At 48.6% G+C, this 12265-nt stretch carries 11 protein-coding genes; 6 read left to right on the top strand and 5 right to left on the bottom strand.

Annotated features, from left to right (window positions below; genetic code table 11):
• Nucleotides 1-46 precede the first annotated feature (46 nt).
• The 5 genes from DFR62_RS14040 (at nucleotide 47) to cls (ending at nucleotide 5621) form a co-directional block, all read left to right on the top strand.
• A complete protein-coding gene (locus DFR62_RS14040) occupies nucleotides 47-898 on the top strand; it encodes an MBL fold metallo-hydrolase (protein ID WP_241663059.1) in 852 nt (283 codons plus the stop codon).
• Nucleotides 899-1058: 160 nt separating this feature from the next.
• Entirely contained in the window at nucleotides 1059-2321 is a 1263-nt protein-coding gene (locus tag DFR62_RS14035; protein ID WP_121300955.1) for a glycosyltransferase, read from the top strand.
• Complete coding sequence (locus DFR62_RS14030; RefSeq protein ID WP_241663058.1) at nucleotides 2266-2985, top strand: HAD-IIB family hydrolase; 720 nt, start codon at nucleotides 2266-2268, stop codon at nucleotides 2983-2985. Before DFR62_RS14035 ends, DFR62_RS14030 begins: the two co-directional genes overlap by 56 nt.
• A gap of 167 nt (nucleotides 2986-3152) precedes the next feature.
• Complete coding sequence (locus DFR62_RS14025) at nucleotides 3153-3983, top strand: squalene/phytoene synthase family protein (RefSeq protein ID WP_121300954.1); 831 nt, start codon at nucleotides 3153-3155, stop codon at nucleotides 3981-3983.
• A gap of 180 nt (nucleotides 3984-4163) precedes the next feature.
• Nucleotides 4164-5621: a cardiolipin synthase gene (cls, locus tag DFR62_RS14020; RefSeq protein WP_121300953.1), complete on the top strand. Its 1458-nt coding sequence runs from the start codon at nucleotides 4164-4166 to the stop codon at nucleotides 5619-5621.
• Nucleotides 5622-6654: 1033 nt separating this feature from the next.
• On the opposite strand, the gene DFR62_RS14015 is transcribed toward cls, so the two are convergent.
• Nucleotides 6655-7524 carry a M15 family metallopeptidase gene (locus DFR62_RS14015; RefSeq protein ID WP_121300952.1) on the bottom strand — a complete coding sequence of 290 codons (870 nt, stop codon included), beginning with the start codon at nucleotides 7522-7524 and terminating at the stop codon, nucleotides 6655-6657.
• Between the two features lie 124 nt (nucleotides 7525-7648).
• Between DFR62_RS14015 and DFR62_RS14010 the strand changes: the two genes are divergently transcribed.
• Entirely contained in the window at nucleotides 7649-8800 is a 1152-nt protein-coding gene (locus tag DFR62_RS14010) for a 3-phenylpropionate MFS transporter (protein ID WP_121300951.1), read from the top strand.
• A gap of 217 nt (nucleotides 8801-9017) precedes the next feature.
• Here DFR62_RS14010 and DFR62_RS14005 read toward each other — a convergent pair whose 3' ends face one another.
• The 4 genes from DFR62_RS14005 to DFR62_RS13990 form a co-directional block, all read right to left on the bottom strand.
• Nucleotides 9018-9263, bottom strand: a complete 246-nt coding sequence (locus DFR62_RS14005) for a hypothetical protein (RefSeq protein ID WP_121300950.1) — start codon at nucleotides 9261-9263, stop codon at nucleotides 9018-9020.
• Nucleotides 9264-9311: 48 nt separating this feature from the next.
• A complete protein-coding gene (gene yidC / locus DFR62_RS14000) occupies nucleotides 9312-10109 on the bottom strand; it encodes a membrane protein insertase YidC (RefSeq protein WP_058381803.1) in 798 nt (265 codons plus the stop codon).
• A gap of 143 nt (nucleotides 10110-10252) precedes the next feature.
• Complete coding sequence (locus tag DFR62_RS13995) at nucleotides 10253-11038, bottom strand: AraC family transcriptional regulator (protein WP_058381804.1); 786 nt, start codon at nucleotides 11036-11038, stop codon at nucleotides 10253-10255.
• A gap of 305 nt (nucleotides 11039-11343) precedes the next feature.
• A complete protein-coding gene (locus DFR62_RS13990) occupies nucleotides 11344-12237 on the bottom strand; it encodes a diacylglycerol/lipid kinase family protein (RefSeq protein ID WP_121300949.1) in 894 nt (297 codons plus the stop codon).
• Between the last annotated feature and the right edge of the window lie 28 nt (nucleotides 12238-12265).

Below are 12265 nucleotides of genomic sequence, written 5' to 3'. Positions count from 1 at the left end.
CATTCATATGAAGAAAATCCAGCAGTCAATCGCTAAGGAGGAATCAATGTTTATGGAACGCAGCACTGAAACTGAGGCAATCATGCCGATGACATCGATCCGCAGCGGCTCGGGCATCGAAATCGCTCCGGATACGTATTGCTACACGACGAAAATCTCCAATGTCTTCTTGATCGGAAACCCCTCTATCAGCCCGCGCTGGGTATTGGTGGACGCTGGCATGCCGCATTCCGCCGAAAAGATATTAAAGGAAGCCGAGAAACGTTTCGGCCCGGATCAGCAATTGCAGTCAATCTTGCTGACACATGGCCATTTCGACCATGTCGGCGCCCTCATCGATATTCTTGAAAAGCACCCGGTCCCTGTCTACGCACATCCTGAGGAATTCCCGTACTTGACCGGAAAAGAAGATTATCCAGAGCCCGATTCCACTGTAGAAGGCGGAATGGTCGCGAAAATGTCCAAGACCTTCCCTGTAAAAGCCATCGATATTTCCGAGCATTTGGTCGAGCTTCCGGCAGACGGGAGCATTCCCGATTTACCGAATTGGCGCTGGCTCCACACACCCGGCCATACAAAAGGCCATGTCTCGTTCTTCAAGGATGTCGGCCGCGTATTGATCGCAGGGGACGCGTTTGTCACGGTCAAGCAGGATTCACTTTACAAAGTGATGCGCCAGAAAAAAGAAGTGCATGGCCCGCCGGTTTATTTAACGACCGATTGGCGCGCCGCCTGGGAATCAGTGTCCAAACTGGTCGACTTGAAACCTTCTTTCGCTGCCACCGGGCACGGCAAACCGATGAAAGGTTCTGTCTTGGCTAAAGGCCTCGTCGAGCTGGCAGATCATTTCCCTGAGGTCGCTGTTCCATCTTATGGAAAGTTTGTCCATACGAAATGAAAAATTAAAAGAGCGCTTACATAAGCGTTCTTTTTTTATTGCCCATAAAAGTTTTGAAACTTTTCAGAAATCACGTTTAGCATTTCCTGAATATGGGTATATATAATATGCACTCCCGCCTTTTTTTCAGGGAGGAACTAACGAACGGAGATGAACGACAATGACTAAACAAGTGCTTTTTGTATCAGACCATGGCGATCCTTTGGCAAAGCTCGGCGGGAAACAAGCAGGCGGCCAAAACAATTACGTCAAGCAACTGGCACTCGCTCTTGAAAATAGAGGGTGGCAAGTTGATGTCGTCACCCATTGGTGCGATGAAAATGCCCCACAAATTGAACATTTCGGCGAACACTGCCGAGTGATCCGTGTCGAAGCAGGCTATAAAGGATTCGTTTCAAAAAATGAAATGTACTCTATGCTTCCGGCTTTTTATGAAGAAATGAAGCGCTTATTGCCGCTTTCAAATTATGATATCGTCCACACCCATTATTGGCTGTCAGGATTGATCGGCAAGAAACTCAAAGAAGAGTTCGGCTTGCCTTACATCCATACTTCCCATTCGCTCGGCTGGGCTAAAGAAGAAGCGACCGGCACCCATGATGCCCGCCGCGAAAAAGCGGAAGAAACCGTACTCGCCCACAGCGACCGCATCCTGGCGACAACCAATACAGAAAAACAAGTGATCAAAGAAAACGTCCCTGCCGCTTCTCCCATCTCAGTAATCCCCATCGGAGTCGACGAGGCGTTCCGCGTCCGCGGCAGCCGTCATCATATCCGGAAAAAATTCGGCTACGAAGACCCTCTCTTCGTCTTTGCAGGCCGTCTCGAAGCGACCAAAGGCATTTTCACTTTATTGAAAGCCTTCAAGCTTCTTGCAGAAAAAAGCGGAGACCGCTATACGCCTGAATTAGTGATTGCCGGCGGCGAACCCGATGCGATCGATTCGAAAACAGGTTTGCCGAAAGACCCGGAACTGCGCCAAGCAGTGAAAGGCATCGAACAGCATGTCCGCTTTGTTGGGCCTAAAGATCAGGAGCAGTTGGCCTTGCTGTTCAACTCAGCTACCGCTACCATCGTTCCGAGTTTCTACGAATCATTCGGCATGGTCGCAGCCGAAGCACAAGCTTGCGGCAGTCCCGTCATCGCCTCGAAAGTCGGCGGTTTGAAAAATGTCGTAGAAGATGGCGTCAGCGGCTTGCTCGTTAAAGCACAGAACGAAATCGACCTGGCGATTGCCATGGAAGTGCTATCCGTCAACTCGTTGCTGGTTGAGCGCCTGAGCCGCCAAGCGGTGCGCATCGCCCGCAAAGATTTCAATTGGGAAAGCATTTCGAAAAAAATAAATACATTGTATGAGGTGATGATCCGTGAACGGAGCAACGCACTTGCTGGCGACCGACCTGGACGGAACCTTAGTCGGTGATAGAGCTGGACTGAAGGAGTTGCTGGACTTTTATGAGCAGCAGCCTTACGAAGTCGGCTTGATCTATATTACCGGCCGCCATCTCGCTTCGGCACGCCAGCTGATTGCAGATGAAGGGCTCCCGATTCCCAAAGCGCTCGTCACCGATGTCGGAACCGAAATCTATATGGGGACCGGTTTTTTGAAAGACGAACATTGGGAAGCCCATTTGATGGACGATTGGGCTCCCGAGCAAGTCGAAGCGCTAGCGAAGACAATCGACGGCTTGGCCCCGCAGGATTTGCCTGTGACAAGCCGGCGCTCCTACCATGTCACGGATGCACAAGCGGTCGAACAATTCCGCAATCTGCTCGAAGCAGAACAAGTGCCCCATAAGCTGATCTTCAGCGGCGGCAAGGATTTGGATATCCTGCCTCCGAATAGCGGAAAAGGCCAGGCGCTCCGCTATTTATTGGAACGCCATGAAATTTCCGATGCTAAACTGCTGGTCGCGGGTGATTCCGGAAATGACTTGGAAATGCTGACGCTCGGCTTCCCTTCCGTCATCGTCGGAAACGCCCAGCCGGAACTCAAAACCCATGAAGAACATCCGCTCATTTTCCGCGCGAATCGCCATTGCGCCGGCGGAATTTATGAAGCGTGGAACCATTTTCATGTAGACTGAACCCTTTGGAGAACTTGTTTCTTCCAAAGGGTTTTCTTGTGGTGCTATGGGTAATCATTTGTTTTTTCAGCCATTTCGTTTATATTTAGTAGGAAGACATTTTACGAATCAAGTGGGCCTCGCCCATACATAAGCACGTTTAAAATCCACATAAAGGAGGACTGAAGATGAGCAAAGTCGCCAATCTGCAAAAAGAATCACTCGCGATGCTGAAACAAACGAGCCGGACCTTTTTCATTCCGATCAGCTTTTTGGATCCTGTCCTGAAAAAAACCGTTGGCTCCGCCTATTTGTGCATGCGCGCAATCGATGAAATTGAAGATCATCCCGAGCTTCCAGCTGAAGTGAAAGCGTCTCTTCTGCGCTCCATCCAACATATGCTCGAAACCGATATTGACGAGATGGAATACGCGGCACTCGTCGCCCCATACGCGGACTATTTGCCATCCGTGACGATGCGGCTTCCAGACTGGGTCGAAGTATGCCCGCCCGAAATCCGCGGAAAAGTTCTTGAATCGACAGCCATCATGGCTGGCGGCATGGCCAAATGGGTCGAAAAAGACTGGGTCATCCATACGCGCGAAGACCTGGACGATTACACCTATTATGTGGCTGGGCTCGTCGGCGTCATGCTTTCCGATCTTTGGAGATGGCATGACGGCACTGAAACCGATACAGAACTCGCCATCGGATTCGGCCGTGGTTTGCAGGCCGTCAACATGCTGCGCAATTACGATGAAGATTATGAACGCGGCGTCACGTTCGTCCCGGACGGCTGGACGCGCGACGATATGTTCAGCTACGCACGCGAAAATCTGTCGCAAGCTGACCAATATGTAAAATCCATCAAAAATAAACGCATCCTCATGTTCTGCAAAGTGCCGCTCGCCCTGGCCCACAGCACCTTAAAAGCTCTCAAGTCCGGCAAGGAAAAAATGAGCCGTCAGGAAGTCGAGGGCATTGTCGAACAATTAAAAGAAGAAGAACGCCTCAGCTAAATAAAACTGCACTCGCATCCGCAGAGTGCAGTTTTTTTGTAGTCAATGAAGCAGGGAGCCAGCTAATGACAATAAAATTTATAATAAGGAAATAACATCCACCTAACTCTTTCTTTCTTTCAATTACACAACTAGTCTATACTAGAGGCAATAAACAATTATCCACAAAGGAGAATGGCCATGACCGTCACCATTATCAGTGTGTTGACTGCTGCAATTTTCATCTTGAATATTTTCCTTGCAGCAGCGCTGGTGTTTTTGGAACGCCGGGATGCTTCCTCCACTTGGGCATGGCTATTGGTTTTGTTCTTTATCCCGATTGCCGGGTTCTTCATTTACCTATTGCTCGGGCGTAAGTTGCGGCAAAAAAAGCTCTTCAAATGGGAAGAAGGCCGCAAACGGATCGGGATCGAAAGCCTGATCGCCCATCAAATGAATGAAATCCATGATGGCACTTTTCCTTTTCAAGATGTCAGCACGAAAGATTACAGCAATTTGATTTACCTGCATTTGCGCAATAACGGTGCTTTGTTGACCCAAAACAATCATGTGAAAATCTTCAATGATGGCCGGGAAAAATTCGATGCCCTCATTCGCGATATCGAACAGGCACAGGACCATATTCACATCCAATATTATATCTTCCGGCTGGACCAGCTCGGCAATCGCATCATGGATGCTTTGCTCGCCAAGGCGAAAGAAGGCGTGAAAGTACGCCTGCTATACGATGATATGGGTTCCCGCAGTTTAAGCAAGCGCCATTTCAAGGAATTTTCAGCAGCTGGTGGCGAAGTGGAAACCTTCTTTCCTTCCATCATGCCGATCATCAATCCGCGGCTGAACTACCGCAACCACCGCAAAATTGTCGTCATTGACGGAAAGGTCGGCTATATCGGCGGTTTTAACGTCGGGGAGGAATATCTCGGGCTCAACCGCCGCTTCGGCTATTGGCGCGATACGCATCTCCGCTTGGAAGGAAACGCGCTTTACCCGCTCCAGACGCGCTTTATCCTCGACTGGAACCAGGCTTCCGCGCGGCGTGACATCGTGTATGATGAAGCGTACTTCCCTCCACAACCCGAAGAGGGCTCGACTTCGATGCAGATTGTCTCCAGCGGCCCGGACGAGGAATGGGAACAGATCAAGGACGGCTATTTAAAGCTGATCCATTTGGCGCGCGAATACATTTATATCCAAACGCCGTATTTCATTCCGGATGCGAGTTTCTATGATGCACTGCGGATTGCGGCGCTGTCCGGTATCGATGTGCGCATCATGATCCCGAATAAGCCGGACCACCCATTTGTCTACTGGGCGACATATTCCTATGCCGGTCAAATGTTGCGGGCCGGAGCCCGGGTGTTCATCTACGATAATGGCTTCTTGCATACAAAAATGATCGTCATTGACGACGAAGCGTCGACGGTCGGTACAGCGAATATCGATGTCCGCAGCTTTAAGTTGAATTTCGAAGTGAATGCCTTTATCTATGACGAGAAGGTGTCGATGGAGCTCGCTGATATGTTCAGGCAAGATACGGAATTGTCGTCAGAGCTGACGTATGAGATGTACATGGCGAGAACCCGCATGATCAAATCGAAGGAATCCATCGCCCGCCTATTGGCACCGATTCTGTAATCAAACCCGTGAACGCCCTTTCTATATGGAAGGGGCGTTTTTTCGTTTGGTGAGTTGCATATATGGTGGATTCTTTTCATCGGAAAATGATAGAGAAAATGTATGGAGGTGGAGATTACGCTCCAGGGAGGACGCTTGGGGCTCGCAGGATGCGAGTCATGCAGCTGATGCGACAGGACGTCGCGCTTTCAGCTGCCCGAGGGATGGGGCGGGTGTTGAGCCAATGTGCTGCAAAGGACGCAGCACATTTGTCTCGCCAGCCCGCGCAGTCCCCCAGGCGTCGCCTCCCTTCCGCTTCATCTCTAGTTTTAGAGAGGCAATGAAATTCATCACACATTGAAGTAAGTATAAAAAATTTTGGTCAGTTTCGTAACTCAAAATTAAATAGCCACAGCAGTTTCATAACTATCAAGTCTAAATAAGCGTTCTCACAAGTTGATGAAGAAAACCAACAGTGACACGTCTTCGCACTCAATATTCAATGAAATCTAAAGCCGATCGGCGCACACGGGCGAGCCGGAGCCATAAGACAAGTGCTCTTCTTGGCTTATGGTGGGAGGCATGCCCAAAGCGGGAGGCGACTATCTCACGATAAAATACTCAACGAACGTTTCACCTCACTATCAAGTCTAACTAAGCGTCCCCGTCAGTGGATGAAATTAACTAACTGTGAAACGTCTTCGCACGCAACATCCAATGAAATCTAAAAGCCGAACCGCGCACAAACCCGTGCTCAACTTTCGCTTTGCTCAAGCATCGCAAAAAAAGAGCTGCTCCCACATCTGCGAGCAGATGCGTCGCAAATGAATCGGCTCAACTTCCTTTCGCCTATTCATTGGCTAGCCGGAGCAATAAGACAAGTGTTCTTCTTGGCATATTGCGGGAGGCATGCCCCAAGCGGGAGGCGGCTATCTCGCGATGAAACACGCAATGAATAACAAATCTCGCTTTCATGTCTAACTAGGCTTTCTCTAAAACAAAAAACCGGCCGCTCTCCCTTTCAGGAAAACGACCGGTTCTATTTATTCGTTGCTTAAATTCCCAAATATTCTTCCAAGGTGATGTTTTCGTTGTAGATCGCGGTGGCGGCTTCTTTTCCGACATAGCGGAAATGCCAGGATTCGTGCATATAGCCGGTGATCTGTTCTTTTCCTTGCGGGTAGCGCAGGATGAAGCCGTAATTATGGGCGTTTTCTTTTACCCATTTGCCCCCTGCCGTGTCACCAAAGGAAGAGGAGGCCCAGTGCTGTTCCTGGCCGGCTTCGCCGATATCAAAAGCGAGGCCTGTCTGGTGTTCAGAGTAGCCAGGGCGTGCGCTGTAGCGGTCGGCTGCTGCTTGGCCATCTTTGGCGACATAGCCTTCGTACAATTGTTTTTGGCGTGCAAATTCGCGGTATGTGCTGAAGGCGACTAATTGCAAGCCATCTTTGGCAGCTGCTTGTGCCATCGAGTCAAATGCTGCGCGGGCCTCCGCGTTTTCGCCAGGTGCATACGTTTCAGGCAGCGGGTGCTGTTTATTCGCCAGCAGGATGCCGTTCACGATTGTAGGTTCTGATGGCAATTGGTCGATCTCCGGATAGACAGTGGCGTCTTTCGGTGCTGGTGCAGGCGTTTCTTCTTGTGGCTGCTCTTCCGGTTGTGTTTCAGGCTGTTCGGTTTCTTCTGTCGCTTCTTGTTCTTCTTTCACTGCCGGTTCCTCCTGTTCTGCCGGAGCTTGCTGTTCGGTTTCTGCCGGTTGTTCGGTAAAGGCCTGTGCCAATGCTTTCATGCTTTCTTCTGTATCCCAATTATGCATAGAGAGCCAGACTGCGGCAATTGCTGCCCAGATTGCTGTCATTGCGATCACCATCCATTTTATATAAAATTTCTTGTCGAATTCGTTTTTCTTTTTTGTCGATTTCATGGGCTGGCCAACTTTCCTGTCAATTCCTTTTCCATTCTATCATTTTCTTTCAGGAAATTCCCCTGGCGCGAAAATATTTCGGTATACTTTAATCAGACTTCTGGAAAAGAGTGGAGATTTATTTATGCACAATCAAAAATGGCTATCATTGAACTTTTTTGCGTTTTTCTTTACATGGGGCGTCTTTTTGCCTTACTGGACTGGCTGGCTGACAAATGAAAAAGGGCTGAGCGTTTCGGCGGCCAGCGTCATCATGGGGACCGGCATGGTCGCGCGGTCGTTGTCGACTTTGTTTTTCTTCCCACTCCTGACGCGGCTTTTCTCGCTTGGGCGCTTGATGCAGATTCTCGCCATCGCTTCGTTTGTGGTAATGGCGTTTTATATCCCGGCCAATTCCTATACCTTGCTGTTCATCATCACATTTGCGTTCAGCTTTATCTATCCGAATCTATTGCCTGCGATGGAAAGCGGCGCGACCGTATTGATGCAGACCGACCGCATCCATTACGGAAAAAGCCGCTCGTACGGATCGCTCGGCTATACGATCGCTTTATTGATCGTCGGAGCAGCGACCGCTGTCTGGCAGGAAAATGCGATTTTATGGATCATGCTTTTGGGTTTGCTGTTCATGGCGGTCACTCAATCGCTTGCTTCTCCGGTCCCGCTGCAATCGAGGCCCGCACCGCGAACAAAGAAAGGGCCGAGCGCCACGGCGGAGTTGCTGAAATCCAAAGGGTTTATGACAGTCCTATTAATTTCCATCCTGCTGCAGGGAGCGCATGCGTCGTATTATAATTACGGCTTCATCTATCTTCAGGATATCGGCGTCAATAGCTTTTACATTGGCCTGATCTTGAATGTGGCCGTGATTTTTGAAATCGTCTTTTTCGTCAAAGCCGATACATTATTCGAGAAATGGTCTGTGTCGTCGATGTTCTTGCTGGCGGGGATCGGCTCAACCGTCCGTTGGATCTTGATTTTTCTGTTCCCGTCGGTCTGGGTGTTTATTTTGGCGCAGACGCTTCACGCTTTGTCTTTCGGCGTCGCGCATTTCGCTTTTATCCGCTATATCTTTAAAAAGCTCGACCCACTCAATATCCCCGCAGCGCAAGGCATGTACGCTGCACTCGGCATGAGCTTGAGTGTCGCACTTTTGACTTTCGCGGGCGGCTACCTATACGAAATCGCCCCGGGCTATTCATTCCTTGGGATGGCGGCGTCTTCGTTCCCAGCCGTAGTGCTGGTGTTGTTGACACGCAAACGCTTTGCTTATTAAAAATATTTAAAAATAATGTTCTGACCCCCTTAACGGCCGCCACTGCTGCGAATACTTTGGCATAACTGTTAAGGGAGCTGGGAATTTTGAAAGAGATATCAAAGCATGACCTGCTGACCCTCATGAGTCAGTTGGACTTTCTTCTGGAAGAACGCAAAAAAGATAAACACCATCATACAGAAACAGCACAGGCTAATTAGCCTGTGCTGTTTTTTCATTAGATGAAGATCGTGCCCAGAACGACGAAGAACAAAATGCCGAAAATGATCGCCATGCCTTTCATCCATTTCGCTTCGCGGTCCATGCCGCGCTCTTTCATTTGTCTATAGCGGAACGTGTTCGTCAAGACGAACAAGAGCGTCATGAACAATACGGCGATTTCCATGCTGCCCATGAACAGGAAGCCGATCGCCAATATGCTGAGTAATAAAATCAACACGCCTTGCAAAACCTTTGGATTCATAATAATCTCTCCTGAAAAAAAAGCCGGCAGTTGCGCCGGCTTTTTTGTTTATTTGTTCTTGTCGGCTGTTTCAGTTTCTTCAACAGCTTCCAACGCTTTTTCCGGATGTTCCGAATAGAATTTCCGGCCGATGAATGTCTGGATGATCAACAAGATCCCGCCGACTGCCCAGTAGACTGGCAGTGCAGCCATCGATGTGAACGAGATGAACATGATCATGATCGGAGACAGGTAGATGAAGAATTTCATCTGTTTCTGCTGCTGTTCCGGCATGGTCCATAGCGACACTTTCGCCTGGAAGAAATACACCGCACCCGCAATCAGCGTCATGGCAATATCCGGCGAACCGAGGTTGAACCAGAGGAATTCATGCGAACGCACATCGGGCGAATAGAGAATCGCAAAATACAAGCCCATGATGATCGGCATCTGGATGACGACCGGCAAACAGCCCATATTGAGCGGATTGACGTCATGTTTCTTATACAGCCCCATCATTTCCTGCTGGAGCTTCATTTGCTCTTCTTTATCCTTTGTTTCCTTCAAGCGCTTCTGGATGTCTTCCATTTCCGGGCGCATCTTATCCATCTTCACTTTCATGCCTTGCTGGCGCTTATACGTGCGCAGCATGAACGGCATCAAGACGAGGCGGATGATGATCGTGATGACCACGATCGCCATGCCGTAGCTTCCCCCGAAGAGGTTTCCTAAATAATCGAGCGAGAAATCAAATGGCGCTACAAAAATCGTGTAGAAAAATCCTTCTTTGTTTTCAACTGCTGAACAGCCGCTCAAGAAAGCGATCGTTGCCGCAAGCATGAGCAGTAATGTAAGTTTCTTTTTCACGTTTGTCACCTTCACCTTTTTGGACTACTAAGAAGTATAACGATATGGCCGCAAAAATTCAATGCACTGTCCCGGGACTGGCTGCTTTTTTCATTTCTTGTGACAAAAATTAGGCATAAGAAAAAAGGAGAATTGCTTCTCCTTTACTTGGCATTCGGCAAGGTATAGCGGAAATAAGGAATATGCTGGCTGTCGCGGAATTGCTTTGGCGTCACCGAGGTATATTTTTTGAAGATCCGCGTGAAATAGCTCTGGTTGCAGAAATGGAACTGCTTGGAGATTTCCGAAATCCCTTTATTGGAATGGCGCAAATAATATTGCGATTCTTCCACGCGCCGCACATTCAAGTATTCCACCAATGTAATCCCTGCATGTTCGCGGAAAATGCGCGACAGGTGACTGGTCGAAATATTGAAGTGTTTGGCGATTTCCTCTACCGACAAATCGCGTTCGACTTCGTCGTTGATGAAAATGACGACTTTGTTGACGGTTTGGTGGCCGAATGACGGCTGTTTGCGTTCCGAGATGATCGATGTGAAAAACTCGATCAGTTCATCAGCAACATACATGAATTCCGAATCGTTCATATGCTTATCGACCAATTCGACACAAGCTGCATTGAACGCGAACGCTTTTTTCGGCGGTACGCGCATTTCATACAATTTACGTGCCATGACGGACGATAAAATGATGTAATAATTGCGGACGGTACGGATGATGTCTTTTCCTGCATGAAGGGCGAGCATATCAATCAATTCACGCAATGTTTCTTTGGCACGGTCTTTCTCCAGGTTGTGGATTTCGTGCATCAATTGAGTTTCCACTTCAAAAAAACGTTCGAGCCCCTCCAGCTGCGCGACGTTTTCTGTTTCGTTCATAAAGATTCTGGAAATCGTTTCCTGAATGGATGGTGTTTCGAGTATATTCATCTTCTCCCCGGCTTTCTATGTAAAAAATTTAACGAACTTATTCATTTAATGAACTGCTTGAATAAATAATAATAATAGCGTTTTACAGATAAATTTACAAGTTTTTAAGTAAATTGAGCTAATTTATTTTTCAAACATATGACATCGGTAACAGTTAAAACCAATTATACACTTAACTGTACGTTTCAGCGACGAAAAAGTTCCAATTTCCAATGTTTTTACAAAAAATTCAAAACAGGCCGTCGATGATACACGGCCTGTTCTGTGCTGCATTTATATCCGATTGAATGTGCCCTGGGACATTTTTAGTCGGTTTCCCCAGGAACGACCGCCCGTATGTGGCGCGGCATGATTTCAATATCAAATGGCGTGGTGCTGCCTTCATCGCCGTCGATATTACACGACAAAGGTTCGCTCGTACGGATCGAGACCCGCTTCGTATGGATGGCTTCCACCGACGGGTCTTCTTCGAATTTGCCACGCACCAAAGCCGTCGCCATGCGGACAAATGCCGGAAGCGCAGCATTTTCGACAATATACAAATGGAGCAGGCCGTCGTCGGTCAATGCTTCCGGCGCCAGCTTTTCAAACCCGCCCACCGAATTGGTCAATGCCACCAGGACGAGCTTCGCCTCCCCTTCCCAGGTGCCGTGGTCATGTTCGATAACGAATGTCGTAACTTCATCGGAAGTGACTGCTTTGACTCCTTCGACGAAATAAGCAAAAGCCCCGAGCTTGGTCTTTTGTTCAGGCTCCACTTCATAGGTGGATTCGGCAATTTCACCGATTGCCAGGATATTCATGAAGTATTGATCCCCCACTTTTCCGATATCCACGCGTTTTTCACGTCCCGTTTTCAAACCTTCTATCGCTTCTTCCGGATCCAATGAAATGCCGAGCGCACGGGCGAAGTCATTGACTGTGCCGAGTGGAACCAACCCGAAAAGCGGTTCATGTTCTTTTTCCGCCAAACCCGACACCGCTTCGTTGATCGTCCCGTCCCCGCCCATCGCCACAACGAGGTCATAGTGCTTTTCGCAGGCTTCTTCAGCAAAGAGCGTGGCATCTCCGGGGCCTGTCGTTTCACGCGTATCGGCTTCATAGCCCATCTCGATTAATGTCTTTTCCGCAAAATCTTTATAATCTGCCGCTTTTTCCTTCCCTGAGGAAGGATTCCATATGAACATCGCTTTTTTCATCTTTTCCCCTCCGGTGCTATAATAAGGT

Source organism: Planococcus citreus (genome assembly GCF_003664125.1).
GTDB lineage: Bacteria > Bacillota > Bacilli > Bacillales_A > Planococcaceae > Planococcus > Planococcus citreus.
This window is presented reverse-complemented; position numbering and strand designations above follow the sequence as displayed.

Bases quoted from the DNA above. Each gene is read 5' to 3' on its own strand.
- DFR62_RS14040 (WP_241663059.1), top strand. From the start codon at position 47: ATGTTTATGGAACGCAGCACTGAAACTGAGGCAATCATGCCGATGACA.
- DFR62_RS14035 (WP_121300955.1), top strand. From the start codon at position 1,059: ATGACTAAACAAGTGCTTTTTGTATCAGACCATGGCGATCCTTTGGCA.
- DFR62_RS14025 (WP_121300954.1), top strand. From the start codon at position 3,153: ATGAGCAAAGTCGCCAATCTGCAAAAAGAATCACTCGCGATGCTGAAA.
- cls (WP_121300953.1), top strand. From the start codon at position 4,164: ATGACCGTCACCATTATCAGTGTGTTGACTGCTGCAATTTTCATCTTG.
- DFR62_RS14015 (WP_121300952.1), bottom strand. From the start codon at position 7,524: ATGAAATCGACAAAAAAGAAAAACGAATTCGACAAGAAATTTTATATA.
- DFR62_RS14010 (WP_121300951.1), top strand. From the start codon at position 7,649: ATGCACAATCAAAAATGGCTATCATTGAACTTTTTTGCGTTTTTCTTT.
- DFR62_RS14005 (WP_121300950.1), bottom strand. From the start codon at position 9,263: ATGAATCCAAAGGTTTTGCAAGGCGTGTTGATTTTATTACTCAGCATA.
- DFR62_RS13995 (WP_058381804.1), bottom strand. From the start codon at position 11,038: ATGAATATACTCGAAACACCATCCATTCAGGAAACGATTTCCAGAATC.
- DFR62_RS13990 (WP_121300949.1), bottom strand. From the start codon at position 12,237: ATGAAAAAAGCGATGTTCATATGGAATCCTTCCTCAGGGAAGGAAAAA.